This is a genomic window from Enterobacteriaceae bacterium ESL0689, assembly GCA_029433525.1.
GTDB lineage: Bacteria > Pseudomonadota > Gammaproteobacteria > Enterobacterales > Enterobacteriaceae > JAQTIF01.
In genome coordinates this window covers 1,750,446-1,768,809 of the sequence record JAQTIF010000001.1, presented here as the reverse complement: position 1 = coordinate 1,768,809, position 18,364 = coordinate 1,750,446, and the positions used below count along the sequence as shown (strand labels likewise).

The following is an 18,364-nucleotide window of genomic DNA, read 5'->3' as shown; positions in this document are numbered from 1 at the left end:
AAATCGACACACAGTACACTATGGGCCATAAAATGTTTCCCGCAGGAAAATAATGTGACCATAAAACTGATTGTAGGACTGGCCAATCCTGGTGCTGAATATGCGGCAACAAGGCACAATGCCGGTGCCTGGTATGTTGATTTACTGGCTGAACGCTATCGGGCGCCGCTACGCGAAGAGAGTAAATTCTTCGGCTATACCGCACGGATTAATCTTGCCGATAATGATCTTCGCCTGCTGGTTCCGACCACCTTTATGAATCTGAGCGGTAAGGCCGTGGCAGCAATGGCGACATTCTACCGCATTAAGCCAGATGAAATTCTGGTGGCGCATGACGAGCTGGATTTACCGCCAGGAGTAGCCAGATTTAAATCCGGCGGCGGTCACGGAGGTCATAATGGCCTAAAAGATATCATCAGCAAGCTGGGAAATACCTCTGACTTTCACCGCTTACGTCTCGGTATTGGCCATCCTGGTGATAAAAATAAAGTGGTGGGCTTTGTTTTAGGTAAACCGACTGCCCGTGAACAGCCGCTGATTGACGAAGCGATCGATGAAGCAACACGCTGCACTGAGATCTGGCTAAAAGAGGGGCTGAGTAAAGCCACCCAACGTTTACATGCTTTTAAAGCCGCATAGCGGGCAGGATGCGGAATTTTTACCACACACTGTGTATAATAGGCGGACTATTTTACTTTTATGCAACCGGTGCATGTAACAGGTTGATTAGCAAAAGATTAAGGTAACTTAAATCATGGGATTCAAATGCGGTATCGTCGGTTTGCCTAACGTTGGCAAATCCACCTTGTTCAATGCGCTCACCAAAGCGGGTATTGAAGCAGCTAATTTTCCCTTCTGTACTATTGAGCCGAACACCGGTGTCGTGCCGATGCCTGATCCGCGTCTGGATAAGCTGGCCGAAATCGTCAAACCACAACGTATTCTGCCGACCACAATGGAATTTGTCGATATCGCCGGCCTGGTCAAAGGGGCGTCAAAAGGTGAAGGTCTGGGGAATCAGTTTCTGACAAATATCCGTGAAACCGAAGCTATCGGCCATGTTGTACGTTGCTTTGAGAATGACAACATTATTCATGTCAATAACAAAGTCGACCCGGCTGACGATATCGATGTTATCAATACCGAACTGGCCTTGTCCGATCTTGATACCTGTGAACGGGCTATCCATCGTGTACAGAAAAAAGCTAAAGGGGGGGATAAAGAGGCTAAAGCAGAACTGGCTGCCCTGGAAAAATGCCTGCCACAGCTTGAAAATGCCGGCATGTTACGCGCATTAAAAAGCCTGACCGCGGAAGATAAAGCGGCGATAAAATACCTGAGCTTCCTGACGTTAAAACCGACAATGTATATTGCCAATGTCAATGAAGACGGTTTCGAAAATAACCCTTATCTGGATAAAGTGCGGGAAATTGCTGCCGCTGAAGGTGCCGTCGTGGTTGCGGTATGCGCCGCCATTGAGGCAGATATTGCCGAACTGGATGATGCCGAACGTGATGAATTTATGGCCGATCTCGGGCTGAGCGAGCCGGGGCTGAATCGCGTCATTCGCGCCGGTTATGAGCTGCTGAATCTGCAAACCTATTTTACCGCTGGCGTCAAAGAGGTGCGGGCATGGACAATTCCGGTCGGTGCCACAGCACCGCAAGCCGCCGGTAAAATTCATACCGATTTCGAAAAAGGCTTTATTCGCGCCCAGACAGTCTCTTATGAAGACTTTATCGCCTGTAAGGGTGAACAGGGCGCAAAAGAGGCCGGTAAAATGCGTGCCGAAGGTAAAGACTATATCGTTAAAGATGGCGATGTGATGAACTTCCTGTTCAATGTCTGAATGAAATTTGTTGGTTTATGCGCTTTCATCCGATCTGGTGAAAGGCAAAAAACAGTTGGCTTAAATTAACCGCAGGTGCCAACTGTTTTGACACTTACCGCTTACGATAACTGTAAAACATATCGCGAAAGACATCTATTATGATTTTTCAGGTTTTCGATACGTTACTGAGTTCTTCAGACAGATTGAGCAAGCTGGTTTTGTGTTTGATGGCAGGATTGGTAGTATGAATCACGAGAGTTACCTCAGATTTTGTTTAAAAATTAAACGCCCATATCAAAACTGGTAACTCTCAACCTTTCAAGGCTTAGTGTCAGCTTAAGTCGCAACTAATACATATAAAACAAAAACTATCACTTTTTTAAAGTGATAACATGCTCGGATGTATTGCCTGCATCGTCAATATATTGCAGTGCCATTTTCAACGGTGCTACGGCATCTTTAAAATGGTAAAGATTTTTACCAAATGGCTTGATGAGATACTCTTCATTCGTTGCTTTAACTGAAGCCGCTTCGGACAGCCAGAGCTGAACATCGGTAACTGAAATATGAACAGGGGTCGGGTTATAACACGAAACAGACGCCTTATCGTATAAGCTGCACACGATTTTCTGTATTGCCTGATCAGAAGTCATGGTTAGGCCGTGGGGGCGATAAAATAATTTAATCTGTGTATTCATGGTCACCAGAACACTGTTATCCGCTGTCAGTTCCTTATGCTCAGGGGGTATTTCATACATATTAAACCAGAAAAGAGACTCTTTATCCTGCGGGAGTGCTGCCTTATTGTATAACACCCGAACCGCCTTGATGGCAGCGGGCTCAAGATAAAACAGCGGTGGAATACTGACAAAAGGCATATCCTGTATATCAGGCGAGCCCTCGCCATTATCAATCCAGGTCTGTACAACCACCGGATAATCATTGGTATTAACCAGCATGATGCTCGCATCTTTATTGTCAGAACTGTATATAATTCGTGACCGGGAGGGCATGATTCCGCCATGAGCACTGATCGACAAAATACCTAAAACCGCCAGAAGATATCGTGCTACGCTCATTGTACTTTTACCAGTACGGTGACGGTAGAACGAACTTTACCGGCGGTGACTGTCTGCCCCTCTATTTTTTTCAGTGATGCAATAAAATGGTAATTATAATCGGTATAGCCCGCAACTGTGCTGGCCGCTGCTTCGGCATTCTCCAGTACCGGATACCAGCCCGCCGCACGGCCCATATAAGCGCTGTTCAAAGGATTGGTTCCGAACTGACCAATGAAGGTCAAAGGCGTCGCTGGCGCATTGCTATAGGCAATGTTTATTCCTACACCATGCGCTGCCGTTGAAGCATTATAATTATCGGACAATAGCATACTCACCCCACCACTGTTATTCACGAGTCCTAATGTCTGGGCTGCACTGTAGGCACCAGCAGAAACCTGAAAACCTAGCGCGGTCTGAGAACTTGCCGTGCCCGAAGCTACATTATTACTGCACTCAACGCTAACAGAAAAGGAGGCGGTGCTGGTTTGTCCATTATTTAAATCATTAATCGAAATAGTGGGCAGTAATACAAGCGAGGTAGCGCTTTTTGCCACACAAGTAGGCGTGTTATACAGGCGATTGACTGAACGCATCCCATACCCAAAGCCATTATCCGCCCCCCAAAAAGAAAAGTTATCCTTACTATCTTCCCCCGCTTGATCATGAGTCAGGCCGGGGCCAACCAGTTGTATATAGGCATTCGGTTGAGCACAACTATAACCCGCACCGGTGGTGGTGCCATAGACAATACCGGAACCGGCATTATTATTATTACCACAATAACTTGAGGCAGCACTGGTACCCGGTAAAGTCGATACCCGATATAATTCAGCCTGAAGCGGGGGGATATCCTGTAATCTGATCTGAATTTTAGTCCCCGATGTGGCGTAACTCCTCACGGGTACTTTTTTCCAGTTTCGGCTGATAACAACGCTGTCCATGGTTTGTTTCAACCCAACGTATGCGAAATAGGTTGCGTAAACATCAGGGTTCCCGTCGGCTGCGCCAAGATCATAATAGCCCCCCACCCGATCGTCACCATTGGTCGCAACCAGAAAATAGATATCAGGCAGATCGGTGCTGTCACATGTCCATAATACACTCGAGGCTGTCGCGCCGCCATAAGTATAATTGGTGGGCGGTACCACCACGCTACTGATAAGAGCACCAACCGGCAAAAAATGAGTATCGAATAAATTGACTTTACCAAACGGAATTAATGCTGATCGGCCATCCTCTGTCTGGCTGACGCCTGATGAGGTACAGGTGGCCCATAAGGGGGATGAAAGCCCGCATAATACCAGCGCAGACAGACGTTTTAATAAAGAGAAATAGTGACTCATTGCGCATTCTCACTTTTCGGATCGATACAATCTAAAGTCAGATTAATCAGCGGGGATTTAGTATCCTTATTAGTCAAATCATAAGGGATCACACACTGATTATGCCCATGACGAACCCATAGTTTTCCTTTTGTTTGCTCGACGCGGACATAGACCTGCCCCCCCTGGCCGGTAATACCGACGACTTCATTTTTAGCGTTGTAAACTTCGGCGCCCATAGGAAGACTACTCCCATTTTTCATCAGGGTTTTTATCAGCAAGGCAGCGCCTGACCGGGTACGGAATTTAACTTTAACGCCCGCTCCGGCAACAGGTGCAACCCGTTTCTGGCTATCCAGCACTTCCGCATTACCCTCAATACCTTGTGGATCAAGCGAAACATTGTTGTAACGATATGCCGTTACTGTGGGAATCAGCGCATAACCTCTGCTGTCAATGGTTGTTTGCGTGGAGTTAAAAAGTTTTGCCCCTGCGGCGCCCTGCGCTTCAACCAGCGCAAAAGTATCGCCCAGGTAAGGCCCGAAGGTCACGCCGCCTGAATGAACAGCAAGTGCGCCTTGCGCATTGCCGCTGGCCTGCCAGTAATTCTTACCGCTGGATGCATTAAGACCCAGTGTGACTCGGGACAGACGCTGCTGAAGATTGGCACTAAAAACCGTCTGGTTATATTCCTGATCGCGCATGGCGCTAAGGTTATAACTGGCTGTCTGCGCTTCATCGATCATACCCGAAGCTGTCAGCTGATACTGGTCACCCCCGTTACTACTATGGTTATAAGAAGTGCTCAGGTTGACTCCGCGTGGGTTGCTGGTAAATAAGGGGATAGAAAATGCCAGCGCGGTGGCTGTTTCCATTGTCCCGCTATCATAAGAACTTCCTGTACGTTGCCGCGTCACCGATAAGTTCATATTAATATCGTAAGCAAAACTCTGGTTGTAACCAAACTGTAACTGCGTATCCCTTGAACGTCCGTTACGATAATTCTGTGTTGCGCCGGTAATAAAAAGATTACCGAACTCCTGCATGTTCTGGCTCACCGTGATGTCAAAACGTGAACGCTGTGAGTTGGCATAGCTCATCCAGTTAAGGCTTTCTGGATCGTTATCACGCGCTCCGGCAATATCAGTCAGCTCACGGTATCCGCTGGTTGAATAACGATAACCAGCAAGCGAAACCGTCGTTCCGGTAGGCTGAAATGATTTACTCCATGAGAGGTGTCCCATCCATCCTTCATGACGATTTTGCAATATTTTTGCGTGAGAAAACGTGGCATCCATCCCCACTGCCCCTATGCGGCTGGTATATACTGATCCTAATACCGCCGCAAAATAATCCTGTGCAATACGAATGCCGCTATTCGCTGTGATGGCGTTAGTCAGACCGCGTTGATAAATACCATCGGCAAAGGTTATTTTTTTTCGCGTATTGCGGGTACGACCTGTTGTCAGGTCATAATGAGATACGCCGGGTCGCATCGATTCAAGAACCGCAGAAAACGGCACCATAAATGTTTTTACTGTACCATCCGCCTCCGTCACCTGAATCTGCAAATCACCGCTATTGCTTGTCGGATACAGGTCGTTAATTTCAAATGCACCGGGCGGTACTGTGGTTTGATATATATTTTGTCCATTTTGACTGATGGTGACCCTGGCATTACTGGTTGCTATTCCTCTGACAATCGGAGCATAACCACGCATCGACTCAGGAAGCATCGCATCTGCCGTGGACAAATTAACGCCATTATAATTCATCCCTGAAAAGAAACGACCATTGGTAATCAGCTGACCAGCCATAAACTGACTGTTTATCATCGGGATGGGGCGTTGCACATAGCTTCTGATATTATCCCAGTTATGACCATTTTTCTCACGCCATGTGGCCGTACTTAACTGCCGGTATTGCCAGGTAGCAATATTTAACCCGCCATTAATCGAGAGCCACGCCGAGTTCTGATCACTGATATTATTACCTGAATAGGATACATGATAATAGTTTGTAATGTAATTAATGAATCCTATATTCGCACCGGTATCATAATTATCAGGATTAACATACCCCTGTGGTTTGTTTTTTAACAGTGCCTGCGGAACGATAATCGACAGCTTAAAGATGGACAAATCCGTTTTCAACCGCGCCTGTGGTGATATGGCAGACATAAAATAACATTTCTTCTCACTCCCCTCAGTGGTGATGTTGGTTTCTTTGAAATCAATATCACGAATTAATCCCGCACTAAAACAGGGAATCACCTTGTCATTATCATCAACGAAAGCAATCGTGTAGTTACCAATAAAAACCTGGTTAACATAAACATCTAATTTATACTCACCAGGCGCAATAGCATCCGGATGAGTCAGTTTCTCAAGCACCGATTGATCAAAATCACCGCCTTTAAACAGTGAGGGATCAAAAATATAATCATGATCCTTATCCGATAACTTCTTGCTCTCTTCATTGGCAAGAACACAGATGACTGGATTCAACACCAGAATAAACAGGATAAAACATCGTATATATAATCTTTCTGATACTAGTACGGGTTCTTCATAAAACTCTTTCTCTTTTGATGTCACCGCCATAGTCATTCACCAATATCAATTGCAATCGAGCGCCAGTTAATATCGTAATTTTTTCAGATAACGGCCATAATGTTTTTGATTTAGGAGAAAGCATAACACTGTCAGCAAGCTTTATGCTTTGACCATTTATTGATAATTTAGCTTCTCTTATCGACATATAAAAACCGGTCGGATTGTCGACATTGAATTTTCCATTGACGACACTGAAATTCAACGCCTGATAAGCATCATCCTGCATTCCTTCAAGCGAAACCGGACGATAAAATATTTTTACTCTGTTACGGACCGCAATGACCAGTTGATTTTGATCTTTTTGATCTTTTTGCAGAGCAGGCAACTGAGTGAAATCAAAATAGAAAACAGATTCTTTATCCTCAGGAAGCCCTCTGCCGGTGAAAATTAACCTCACTGACTGCCCGGTATTGGGTTCCATACGGAATACCGGCGGTAGCGGAGAGAATATTGAATTTTTATCTGCTTTACCATTCTCATCGGTCATCTGTAACTGGACGACATAAGGTTGTGGGTCCGGATTTTTCAACTGGATAGTTTTTTCCATGACCGATGATGGAAAAATAACTCTTGTTCCGGTCATCACCACGCTTGCATTAGCCATATCGGTCACAACGGCAATAAAAAAAAACCATAAAAAATTATATTTCATTGTTCTCTACCGGAATAAAACTGGCTGTAATTAATACAGCCAGTTTAATATTACAGATAACTTACCGCATATTCAGTAACAGCCGTAATTTTCCCTGTAGTACCGTTGGTACCTAAAGAATAATACTGCACAGCAAATTCATGGCTGGCAGAGGTTTGGTTTGCAGGTAATACCAGACCAGCAACCTCAGTGATACCATTTAAATGCACCACCGAACCACTGGTACCCGAAAGTAACTGGAGCGCAAATCCGCTGGCGGCGTCGCTTCCGGTTCTTGTGTTACCGAGAACACCTAATGTCGAATCCACATTATGACCATTGAACTTGGTTTTAATAGCCAGACTGGTTGATGCCGCTGTGCAACCCGTGACTGAAATAGTGAACGGAGTCAGCCCAGCAGTCTGACCCGCTGCAAGTGGCGATCCAAAATCACTCATCGCCACTGTAGGCAATAGGATCGAGGTATAATTATCTTGACCGTTAATCTGTACTGCACAAGTTTGAGAGGTGACTTCCCCCTCAAAAGTGATGGTTGGGGTTGCCATGACCGAATATGGTAGTGCGGCCATTGCAGTTATGGCGAACATCTTTGTCAATTTACTGTTCATACTTAATTTTCTCTCTCTTCATTAAACGCTATACGCATAACACAATATGACGAGTTATTCGCATATATGGATGACACGGCTTACAGAAAAGTAAGCATTTAGACAGGTAAATCCAGGCTTTAGAATATCGATCTGATTATTAAAAATACTCAATGTTAAATCAAAGGGATAACAGCAGATAACCATTTCATATCCCTCAAAGTATCACCCACACATTAAGTATATTTATCAGCTAGCTACTGTCACATATTTACTATCATGTTCCAGAAAGACCAGAAAAAAATCACATCAGCTCAATATCCTGCCTGTAATGATATACACGTTCTAAATAAGATATCAATACCTGGTATACCATGACGGGCTTGTAATATAGGGTCGCAGGGTAGAATAAAATCCTTATTAAATATGAAATATTGATTGTAACCAATTGTTAATGTTGATTATTAAGCTATCTTAGTTTTATTTTTTAACATTGTATAGAAGATTAAAAAAGTTAAAAAAAAGATAGTCAGTTGATCTCAATCAATACCATTAAATTTATCTGAGCAGCCCTGATTTAAATTTCATCTTATTTATAACCATTTTCTCATGGTGAAATCTGACGATCTATATTACTGATATGATGATGATAATTGATATAATGACCCGCGTTTTCAGCTGATTTGATTAAAAAGTTAAGACACAGAATTTTATCGGCAGGATTTTCAGTTGATTTTTTGCTGGTGTCAGTATTTCCATGAAGTTATCAGGGAGATTTCATTCCTTTTAGGTTTGTTTAAATAGATAACAAACTTCGAATAAGTTTATCTAAATATCTTTGCAGAATAAGAACCTGGCCCACCTGGTTATTGGCGCAGCCAGTCTGAACACCGATAGCATGGAAAAACCGCAGCGTACAGTTCGTATGTGAGGGTTCAGGGCACTGATGAGGAGCAAAAGGGCCAGTAAAATAGCCTGATGAAACCGCTCATTGCATCTGCTTGCTTTCCAGTGGCATGAGTAAAACGACCCGCTTTTGCCAGTCACCGGAGAAACAGTCGTTGATTAAAAATTTTTCAGCATGCCGTCTTCCGCTATGCCTGATAGATAGCAATGCTGCGCTGCATTGCAGGAAAATCCTTAGCGATGACCACGATCTGAGCCAATTAATCGCTGCCAGCACCGCAAATGCAGTAGCAAAAATAGCTGTTCTGAAGGTAGAGTGGGGACTTTGTATCGAGAATTTTTACCTTTATTCTGTCAGAGTGTGCATAATAAAAATATTCGGTCAGGAGAGACTATGTCACTGAAAAATTTAGCACGCTTCCCGCGTCTGTCATTAACGGGGGCACCAACACCACTGGAGTATCTGCCACGTCTGTCCAGCCATCTGAAACGTGAGATTTTTATTAAACGTGATGATTTAACGCCGCTGGCCATGGGCGGAAACAAACTCCGCAAGCTGGCATTTCTTGCCGCAGATGCCTTAAATAAAGGCGCAGATACGCTTATCACTGCGGGGGCGATTCAGTCAAACCATGTCCGGCAAACAGCTGCCGTCGCGGCGAAACTGGGGCTGCATTGTGTCGCATTACTGGAAAATCCGACAGCGACTCATGCCGCCAACTATCTGACTAACGGTAATCGGTTACTGCTGGATCTGTTTAACACCGAGGTTGAAATATGCGATGCCCTGACCTGCCCTGACAGCCAACTGCAGGAGCTGGCAATACGTATTGAAGCGCAAGGCTATCGCCCCTATATTATCCCGGTTGGCGGCTCCAGTGCCCTCGGCGCCTTAGGCTATGTTGAAAGTACGCTGGAGATCGCGCAACAATGTGCCGGGATGACACCGTTTTCCGCCGTCGTCGTCGCATCCGGCAGTGCGGGCACACATGCAGGGCTCGCGGTAGGTCTGGAACAACTGATGCCAGAAACGGATGTTATCGGCGTCACTGTCTCACGAACCGTTGCCGACCAGTTACCCAAAGTGGTCACCCTGCAGCAAGCGATAGCAGAGATGCTTGATCTGTCAGCAACCGCTGACATTCAGTTATGGGATGACTATTTTGCCCCCGCTTATGGTGTACCCAATGATGCCGGAACCGCTGCGCTAAAATTAGTGGCACAACTGGAAGGCATTCTGCTGGATCCGGTGTATACCGGAAAAGCGATGGCCGGGCTGATTGATGGCATTAATCAGCAACGCTTTAAGGATCAAGGCCCCATTTTATTTATTCATACCGGTGGCGCACCCGCGTTATTTGCTTATCATCCTCATATATAAAGCAGAACAGAGAATGCAACAGAGTATCCAACTGATTATCGAATCGGCACCCTCTTTATTCAAAGGTGCTATGTTCACATTACAACTCAGCATCGGTGGCATGTTTTTTGGCCTGATACTGGGTTTTATTCTGGCCCTGATGCGTATGTCATCCCACTGGCCAGTCAAATGGCTGGCAAGGATGTATATCTCTGTCTTTCGCGGCACCCCCCTGATCGCCCAGTTATTTATGATTTACTACGGCCTGCCACAGTTTAATATTGAGCTGGACCCCATCCCCGCCGCCATGATTGGTCTGTCGCTGAATACGGCCGCTTATACCGCAGAAACGCTGCGTGCCGCCATTGCCGCGATTGATAAAGGGCAATGGGAGGCCGCCGCCAGTATTGGCATGACCCCCTGGCAAACATTACATCGCGCCATCCTGCCCCAGGCGGCGCGTATCGCATTACCTCCACTCTCCAATAGTTTTATTAGCCTGATTAAAGATACTTCTCTGGCGGCAACGATTCAGGTGCCTGAGTTATTCCGTCAGGCCCAGCTGATTACTTCACGAACCCTCGAAGTATTTACCATGTATCTGGCCGCTTCGTTGATTTACTGGGTCATGGCGACACTACTCTCTGCATTGCAGAACTATTGTGAAAACAAACTGAATAGCCAGGAGCGAGATGCTAAATGAATGCGATTGACATAAAAGGTCTGGTAAAAAATTTTCATGGCCAGACAGTGCTGCATGGCATCGATCTTAGTGTGAAAAAAGGCGAAATCGTCGCGATTATCGGCCCCAGCGGTTCTGGTAAAACAACGCTTTTGCGCAGCATTAATCTGCTGGAGTCGCCGGAGAGTGGCACGATTCAGGTCGCTGATATCACTATCGATATTGCTCACATCGGCCAGCAAAAAAAGCTGATCCGCCATTTACGCCAGCATGTCGGATTTGTCTTCCAGAATTTCAATTTGTTTCCACATCGTACCGTGGTGGAAAACATTATAGAGGGCCCGGTGATTGTTAAAGGGGAAGATAAAAACGAAGCGATAATTCGTGCCAGAGAATTACTGGCCAAAGTCGGGCTGAGCGGTAAGGAAAACAGCTATCCTCGCCGTCTTTCCGGTGGTCAGCAACAGCGGGTGGCGATCGCCCGCGCGCTGGCCATGCGTCCGGATATTATCCTGTTTGATGAGCCGACATCCGCACTGGACCCGGAGCTGGTAGGAGAGGTACTGAGCACCATTCGTCAGTTAGCCGAGGAGAAGCGCACGATGCTGATTGTCACCCATGAAATGAGTTTCGCTCGCGATGTCGCAGACCGCGTTATCTTTATGGATCAGGGACGTATTATTGAACAAGGTGAGGCCAAAACGCTTTTTGCTCATCCGCAACAACTGCGGACACGTCAGTTTCTGGAAAAGTTCCTGGTGTCATAATCCCGCTCAGATCAGCAAAACAGTTCCCTGTCGCAAGGGAACTGTCTTTTTGCTGCCCGCGATGTCACTACCAGGGCCAATCTGAGCAGATATTGCCCATCGCCGATAAATTTACTGACGGTAATCGTGTTTAATTTGCTTAACCATATCGGTAAATATCGCCGCCTGAGCCTCATCATCCATTTGAGCGATCTGTTTTTCCATTTTAAGGATGACCCGCCCGGCATCAGCCTGCCCCATTGCCTGAAGTATCAGTGTGATCAGTGCTTGCAGACAAGCCACCTGCTGGGTCAATTTTTGATGACTTTCTGCGCTGGAAAAATCTGGCATACTCATGGATATCCTCGTTTGCTATTGCCACTTTACGTAACATGTACTGCCCAGGTGGCGCAGCATATCATAATCAATGACAAAAAGAATCGCCTGATTTATTAACAAAACAACAAATAATTTTTAATAAAATGATATTATTTTTGCATTTTTTGGTTAAAAAACATCTCACTTGTGTGCTAAAAACGGCCCGAACAATAAAAAATATTCTGAACCTATACTGGAACATAGTCATGATACAACTTATTGTTATATATAAAACTGTTATCATCACATACACAAATTGAGATCGCGAAAATGATGCCTTTTGCCAGACATTATTTTGTTTTTTAATGTGGCAATAAATCCCGATAATATGTATAAGATAAGGTATTAGTTATACGGTAGTTTACTGTGGAGATTATTCCTTTGATTAATGTTCTTCTTGTCGACGACCATGAGCTTGTACGCGCAGGGATACGCCGTATTCTGGAAGATATAAAAGGAATTAAGGTTGTCGGCGAATCCTGTTGTGGTGAAGATGCCGTAAAGTGGTGCCGCACTCATCCTGTTGATGTTGTCCTGATGGATATGAATATGCCGGGTATTGGTGGTCTGGAAGCGACACGGAAAATTGTCCGTTTTTTTACCGATACCAAAGTGATCATGCTCACTATTCATACTGAGAACCCTTTGCCGGCAAAAGTGATGCAGGCGGGTGCTGCAGGCTATCTGAGTAAGGGCGCTGCGCCACAGGAAGTCATCAATGCCATTCGTTATGTTGCCTCCGGTCAACGTTATATTGCCTCCGATATCGCACAACAAATGGCACTAAGTCAGATTGAACCCGAAAAAAGCCATTCACCGTTTGCCAGCCTGTCTGATCGTGAACTGCAGATCATGCTGATGATTACCAAAGGTCAGAAAGTCAACGAAATATCTGAACAGTTACATCTGAGCCCTAAAACGGTTAACAGCTATCGGTATCGTATGTTTAGCAAGTTAAACATTCATGGCGATGTTGAATTGACACATCTGGCCATCCGTCATGGTCTGTGTAATACGGAGTCTCTGGCAAATCAGTGAGTCATATTTTTGATGCTAAAGCTTTTCTAAAAACGATAACCAACCAGCCAGGCGTTTATCGCATGTATGATGCGACAAATACCGTTATCTATGTCGGCAAAGCAAAAGATCTGAAAAAGCGGCTAAGCAGTTATTTCCGGCCGAATCTGGCTTCGCGCAAAACGGAAGCCTTGGTGGCTCAGATTGCACAAATCGATGTGACTGTCACACACACAGAAACGGAAGCGCTGCTTCTTGAACATAACTACATTAAGTTATATCAGCCACGCTACAACGTCCTGCTACGTGATGATAAGTCCTATCCTTATATCTTTCTGAGTCGCGATCCTCATCCCAGACTGTCGATGCACCGTGGTGCGAAACATGCGAAAGGCGAATATTTCGGCCCCTTCCCTAACGGTTACGCGGTGCGGGAAACGCTCGCGCTGTTGCAGAAAATTTTTCCTGTTCGTCAGTGTGAAAATAACGTCTATCGCAATCGTTCACGCCCCTGCCTGCAATACCAGATTGGCCGTTGTCTTGGCCCCTGTGTCGCAGGGCTGGTCAGCGCAGAAGAGTATGCACAACAAGTGGAATATGTCCGTCTTTTCCTCTCGGGGAAAGATGATCAAGTTCTGACGCAACTGATTGCCCGGATGGAGAAAGCCAGCCAGGCATTAGCATTTGAAGAAGCGGCGCATATTCGCGATCAAATTCAGGCGGTTCGCCGGGTTACTGAAAAACAATTCGTCTCGAACACCGGTGAGGATCTGGATGTTATCGGTGTTGCATTCGATGCCGGAATGGCCTGTGTTCATGTCCTGTTCATTCGCCAGGGTAAGGTATTAGGCAGCCGCAGTTATTTTCCGAAGATACCAGGCGGTACAGCGCTGGGGGAAGTGGTCGAAACCTTTGTTGGCCAGTTTTATCTGCAGGGTAGCCAGAATCGTACCCTGCCTGGCGAAATCCTGCTCGACTTTAATCTTGATGATAAAACATTGTTAGCCGACTCGCTTTCCGCAATAGCAGGGCGCAGAATCAACGTCCAGACGAAGCCACGCGGTGATCGTGCTCGCTATCTCAAACTGGCACGGACTAATGCCACCACAGCGCTGAGCAGTAAGCTTTCTCAGCAATCGACGATCCATCAACGTTTACAAGCGCTAGCGACCCTGTTCAAGCTTCCAGCGATAAGGCGAATGGAGTGTTTCGATATCAGCCATACAATGGGTGAACAGACTGTTGCTTCCTGTGTCGTCTTCGATAATAACGGACCATTACGGGCAGAATACCGGCGCTACAATATCACTGGCATTACACCCGGTGATGATTATGCCGCAATGGATCAGGTATTGCGCCGCCGCTACGGTAAAGCGCTGGAAGAGAGCAAAATACCTGATATCATTCTGATAGATGGTGGCAAAGGTCAGCTAAGACAGGCAAAAAACGTCTTTGCGACCCTTGATGTCCCGTGGAATAAACACCATCCCCTCTTATTAGGTGTGGCCAAAGGAAGCGACCGTAAAGCGGGGCTGGAAACGCTCTTTTTTGAACCCGAAGGCGAGGGTTTTAGCCTCCCCTCCGACTCACCCGCACTGCATGTGATCCAGCATATTCGGGATGAATCGCATGATCACGCCATTAGCGGACATCGTAAAAAACGGGCAAAAGTGAAAAATACCAGCATGCTGGAGGCGATCACCGGAATAGGTCCCAAACGCCGTCAGATGCTATTAAAATATATGGGTGGATTACAGGGATTACAGAATGCAAGTATCGAAGAGATAGCCAAAGTACCAGGAATATCGACCGGCCTTGCAGAAAAAATCTTCTACTCATTGAAACATTAGAGGCTCTGTAGCAACATAGAGCTTATTTATATCTAACAAAAATCGTTATCTGTCATTATGCAATTAAATATCCCTACATTGCTGACTTTTTTTCGTATCATCCTGATACCTTTTTTCGTGCTGGCATTTTATCTTCCCTTCTCCTGGGCACCCTTCGTCTGCGCGCTGATTTTTTTTATCGCCGCGATCACTGACTGGTTTGATGGCTATCTGGCACGCCGCTGGAATCAAAGCACACGTTTTGGCGCTTTTCTTGATCCGGTGGCAGATAAAGTTATGGTCGCTATCGCGATGGTGCTGGTTGCCGAACATTATCATTCATGGTGGGTAACCCTCCCGGCGGCCACGATGATCGCCAGAGAGATCATTATTTCTGCCTTACGTGAATGGATGGCCGAACTGGGCAAACGTAGCCGTGTCTCTGTTTCCTGGGTGGGTAAAGTCAAAACCACCGCACAGATGACAGCACTGATATGGATGCTATGGCGTCCTGATATCTGGGTCGAATGGATCGGAATTACGCTGTTTCTCGTCGCGGCAGTGCTCACCTTGTGGTCGATGTTTCAATATCTCAATGCAGCACGTAGCGATTTGCTGGAGCAGTGATCGTTTCGGCGCAAATTTCAGCAAACAGTACAGAATTTTAAAAAATAACGTTGACTCACTGCGTCAGGTCAGTAGAATGCACCGCATCGGACAAGATGCCGGTTTTGATATACGATAGTAAATTCAAGTCATTGTAGAATTTATATCACTATTGCGGGAATAGCTCAGTTGGTAGAGCACGACCTTGCCAAGGTCGGGGTCGCGAGTTCGAGTCTCGTTTCCCGCTCCAGTTTAAGTAGTCAGTTGTTGCAGATACTCAGGTATTAAGGCGCGTTAGCAAAGCGGTTATGTAGCGGATTGCAAATCCGTCTAGTCCGGTTCGACTCCGGAACGCGCCTCCAGTTTATATGTCTGGCCCGGGTGGTGGAATCGGTAGACACAAGGGATTTAAAATCCCTCGGCGTTCGCGCTGTGCGGGTTCAAGTCCCGCCCCGGGCACCATACAAAAGATGATAAAAAATCAAAGAGAAGCAGTGTTATAAAACCGCCAGTCCAGGCGGTTTTTTTATGAGTTAAATTTGAGTTGTACAACCAAAGGGGCACATCCGTTTTTTATCTTTCCCCCGCACAGATATCGTTATTCGGTTACATCCACGCCAAACCATTTTTCTGATAAGGCTTTCAGACTACCATCTTTTCGCATATCCAGAATCGCACTGTCTATCACTTTTAATAGATCTTCATTGCCTTTACGTAAAGCCACCGCAGACTCCTGGCGGGAGAATGGCTCTCCAGTGACGGCCAGTGTATTACCTGTTTTTTTAACCAGATCCAACGCCGCCAGGCGATCAACCAGAATGACATCTATGCGGCCGACGCGCAGATCCTGATATTTTGTCGGATCATCATCATAAGTACGAATATCGACCCCTTCAACATTCTGACGCAGCCACTCTTCATAATTAGTGCCCAGACCTACACCCACTTTTTTGCCTTTCAAATCAGCCACTGTTTTAATCGTGTCTTCGTTGCCCTTTTTCACCAGCGCCTGAATACCCGATACCGTATAGGGCAGCGAAAAATCATACTTTTTCTTACGTTGCTCAGAAATAGTGACTTGATTGATGATGACATCAGCACGCTTAGCATCGAGAGAAGCCAGCATACCGTCCCATTTTGTCGGTTTTAGATCGGCTTTTACACCAGAACGTTGTGCCAGCATTCGGGCAAAATCGACTTCAAAACCAGTCAGATTGCCATCATCACCCTGATAGCTAAATGGTGGATATGTGCCTTCCAGACCGATGCGTAGCGTACCGCGTTCTTTAATCTGATCCAGCAAATGATCTGCTGCCAACGCTTTTGCACTTATACCAACAGCCAGAACTATCGCCAGAACCCCTGATAGTAGTCGCTGATGACGGCTAAATTTTAGTTTCATAAATTCTCCAGAAGATACATTTTCCCTTTAGTATAAGCAAGTTATGTCATATTGACTAACACCGACACACTACATCTTATGCAAATTTGTTATAAATAGCACGGCATTAATGAAATTTAACAATATAATAACAGTGATAAATATTATCAAAATAACTGAAAAGCTGAGTTGGCAACAACGAAACAGACAGGCACGTTCGGTAGCACAATAGCCATCAAAAAGCGTTACCTCTGCGGTCACGACTGATCGTTAATTCATGACTCTGCTTTCTCAACAAAAATGCCATCCGGATGGTTCTTTTCATTAAAAAACCAGATCCCCAATGGATAGTCCTGCAATGAAACCAGGTACATCGTCCCTTCATTAAAAGGCTCAACCGCCAGCACAACACCGATTCGGCGTGGACCATCACCGGTTTTCACTGTCACGCGATCATTGACCTGCATATCTTATCTCCTCTTTTTTCAGCCAGTGTAGAACAAAACCAGCTTCAGCACAGCCCCGGCTGTGACGCCCGGATCGCCGTCACACAGACCAAAAAAATCCCGGCTGATACCCCGCCGGGAAAATATAAAAAGCATTTGAAAATCACTACATCAGGGATCTGATGCAGATAAAACATTACTTTTAATTATCTTACGTGGCAAGTTATATTCACGATACCAATGATTAAACAGACAAAAGTTAACAGGACGTTATCTGATACTCGCCAATACCCTGAGTATCGATCTGCGCACAGCCATCACCACTACAAATCCATTCTTCCAGACGTTCAGCCAATGCCTTGTCACTGAGCTTAAGGCGTCCACGTAATGCACATTCCCACACGATCAGCACCCGCCACCCTGCCGTCCGTAATAATGCAATATTACGATTATCGCGGATAACATTACTGCCGATTTTATCTAACCAGAAACGAGTGCGGGTTGCTGGCACTTTAAATAAATAGCAATGGTGATGATGCCAGAAGCAACCGTGGGCAAAAATGATACAGCGGTACTGTGGTACAACAAAATCAGGGCGACCAGGCAACGTACTCTCCTGGGTAGTAAACAAAAATCCGGCTTGCGTGAGCAGCATTGCAAGACGTTTTTCAATCGCTGTATCACGATGGCCAATAGCACGCATATTTTTACTACGAGTGGTATTGTCATGGACATCCATCATAACTCCAGCGTCTTAAATTATCGGTGTGAATTAGAGCCTGGCTGTTAGTATACGCTATTTTTCACACTGTGGACTGACATCACTGGCATTCCCTGTGTACAGGCAGGGTAGATAAATCATAGCTGATAACTGGCGTATAAGTAATTGCCCTGCTCTGAAATAACCAGCAAAATAGTCCTGGTGAATCAGGTATTAAAGATAAA

17 protein-coding genes and 3 tRNA genes are annotated in these 18,364 nt (G+C 45.7%); 11 read left to right on the top strand and 9 right to left on the bottom strand.

The genetic code is table 11. From position 1 onward, the window contains the following. The first annotated feature begins 54 nt into the window (after positions 1 to 54). Together pth and ychF are read left to right on the top strand one after the other, a co-directional pair. The gene (pth, locus tag PT300_08520) at positions 55 to 639 is read left to right on the top strand and encodes an aminoacyl-tRNA hydrolase (GenBank protein MDF7680630.1); all 585 of its coding nucleotides are present in this window, start codon (positions 55 to 57) and stop codon (positions 637 to 639) included. Positions 640 to 754: 115 nt separating this feature from the next. Beyond that, entirely contained in the window at positions 755 to 1,849 is a 1,095-nt protein-coding gene (gene ychF / locus PT300_08515; protein ID MDF7680629.1) for a redox-regulated ATPase YchF, read from the top strand. Between the two features lie 353 nt (positions 1,850 to 2,202). On the opposite strand, the gene PT300_08510 is transcribed toward ychF, so the two are convergent. Genes PT300_08510 through PT300_08490 form a run of 5 tightly spaced genes read right to left on the bottom strand, consistent with a single transcriptional unit; the run spans position 2,203 to position 8,089 of the window. Further along, positions 2,203 to 2,910, bottom strand: coding sequence for a molecular chaperone (locus tag PT300_08510; protein MDF7680628.1), 708 nt, complete (start codon positions 2,908 to 2,910; stop codon positions 2,203 to 2,205). Further along, a complete protein-coding gene (locus PT300_08505) occupies positions 2,907 to 4,235 on the bottom strand; it encodes a fimbrial protein (GenBank protein MDF7680627.1) in 1,329 nt (442 codons plus the stop codon). The genes PT300_08510 and PT300_08505 overlap by 4 nt, the downstream gene beginning before the upstream one ends. Next, positions 4,232 to 6,724, bottom strand: a complete 2,493-nt coding sequence (locus PT300_08500) for a fimbrial biogenesis outer membrane usher protein (GenBank protein ID MDF7680626.1) — start codon at positions 6,722 to 6,724, stop codon at positions 4,232 to 4,234. The genes PT300_08505 and PT300_08500 overlap by 4 nt, the downstream gene beginning before the upstream one ends. A gap of 58 nt (positions 6,725 to 6,782) precedes the next feature. Continuing rightward, positions 6,783 to 7,481 (bottom strand): molecular chaperone, encoded by a 699-nt coding sequence (locus tag PT300_08495; GenBank protein MDF7680625.1) that lies wholly within the window; start codon positions 7,479 to 7,481, stop codon positions 6,783 to 6,785. A gap of 50 nt (positions 7,482 to 7,531) precedes the next feature. Further along, complete coding sequence (locus PT300_08490; protein ID MDF7680624.1) at positions 7,532 to 8,089, bottom strand: fimbrial protein; 558 nt, start codon at positions 8,087 to 8,089, stop codon at positions 7,532 to 7,534. Between the two features lie 1,279 nt (positions 8,090 to 9,368). Between PT300_08490 and dcyD the strand changes: the two genes are divergently transcribed. From dcyD to yecC, 3 genes are read left to right on the top strand one after another with little or no spacing between them, the layout of a single operon-like run. Continuing rightward, entirely contained in the window at positions 9,369 to 10,355 is a 987-nt protein-coding gene (gene dcyD / locus PT300_08485) for a D-cysteine desulfhydrase (protein ID MDF7680623.1), read from the top strand. Positions 10,356 to 10,368: 13 nt separating this feature from the next. Beyond that, a complete protein-coding gene (tcyL, locus tag PT300_08480) occupies positions 10,369 to 11,037 on the top strand; it encodes a cystine ABC transporter permease (GenBank protein MDF7680622.1) in 669 nt (222 codons plus the stop codon). Next, positions 11,034 to 11,783 (top strand): L-cystine ABC transporter ATP-binding protein YecC, encoded by a 750-nt coding sequence (yecC, locus tag PT300_08475; GenBank protein MDF7680621.1) that lies wholly within the window; start codon positions 11,034 to 11,036, stop codon positions 11,781 to 11,783. Before tcyL ends, yecC begins: the two co-directional genes overlap by 4 nt. A 111-nt stretch (positions 11,784 to 11,894) precedes the next feature. Here yecC and PT300_08470 read toward each other — a convergent pair whose 3' ends face one another. Then, positions 11,895 to 12,119: a DUF2594 family protein gene (locus PT300_08470; GenBank protein MDF7680620.1), complete on the bottom strand. Its 225-nt coding sequence runs from the start codon at positions 12,117 to 12,119 to the stop codon at positions 11,895 to 11,897. Between the two features lie 402 nt (positions 12,120 to 12,521). Between PT300_08470 and uvrY the strand changes: the two genes are divergently transcribed. The 6 genes from uvrY (at position 12,522) to PT300_08440 (ending at position 16,054) form a co-directional block, all read left to right on the top strand. Beyond that, complete coding sequence (uvrY, locus tag PT300_08465; GenBank protein ID MDF7680619.1) at positions 12,522 to 13,178, top strand: UvrY/SirA/GacA family response regulator transcription factor; 657 nt, start codon at positions 12,522 to 12,524, stop codon at positions 13,176 to 13,178. Beyond that, positions 13,175 to 15,007: an excinuclease ABC subunit UvrC gene (gene uvrC / locus PT300_08460; GenBank protein ID MDF7680618.1), complete on the top strand. Its 1,833-nt coding sequence runs from the start codon at positions 13,175 to 13,177 to the stop codon at positions 15,005 to 15,007. Before uvrY ends, uvrC begins: the two co-directional genes overlap by 4 nt. A gap of 57 nt (positions 15,008 to 15,064) precedes the next feature. Next, a complete protein-coding gene (gene pgsA / locus PT300_08455; protein MDF7680617.1) occupies positions 15,065 to 15,613 on the top strand; it encodes a CDP-diacylglycerol--glycerol-3-phosphate 3-phosphatidyltransferase in 549 nt (182 codons plus the stop codon). 153 nt (positions 15,614 to 15,766) lie between these two features. Further along, positions 15,767 to 15,842 (top strand) — tRNA-Gly (locus PT300_08450). 38 nt (positions 15,843 to 15,880) lie between these two features. Continuing rightward, positions 15,881 to 15,954: transfer RNA gene (locus PT300_08445), tRNA-Cys, on the top strand. A gap of 13 nt (positions 15,955 to 15,967) precedes the next feature. Beyond that, positions 15,968 to 16,054 (top strand) — tRNA-Leu (locus PT300_08440). Positions 16,055 to 16,190: 136 nt separating this feature from the next. Here PT300_08440 and tcyJ read toward each other — a convergent pair. From tcyJ to PT300_08425, 3 genes are all read right to left on the bottom strand, one after another. After that, positions 16,191 to 16,994, bottom strand: coding sequence for a cystine ABC transporter substrate-binding protein (gene tcyJ, locus PT300_08435; protein MDF7680616.1), 804 nt, complete (start codon positions 16,992 to 16,994; stop codon positions 16,191 to 16,193). Between the two features lie 254 nt (positions 16,995 to 17,248). Beyond that, positions 17,249 to 17,440 carry a protein DsrB gene (gene dsrB, locus PT300_08430; GenBank protein MDF7680615.1) on the bottom strand — a complete coding sequence of 64 codons (192 nt, stop codon included), beginning with the start codon at positions 17,438 to 17,440 and terminating at the stop codon, positions 17,249 to 17,251. A gap of 238 nt (positions 17,441 to 17,678) precedes the next feature. Then, the gene (locus PT300_08425) at positions 17,679 to 18,161 is read right to left on the bottom strand and encodes a very short patch repair endonuclease (GenBank protein MDF7680614.1); all 483 of its coding nucleotides are present in this window, start codon (positions 18,159 to 18,161) and stop codon (positions 17,679 to 17,681) included. Positions 18,162 to 18,364: the final 203 nt, after the last annotated feature.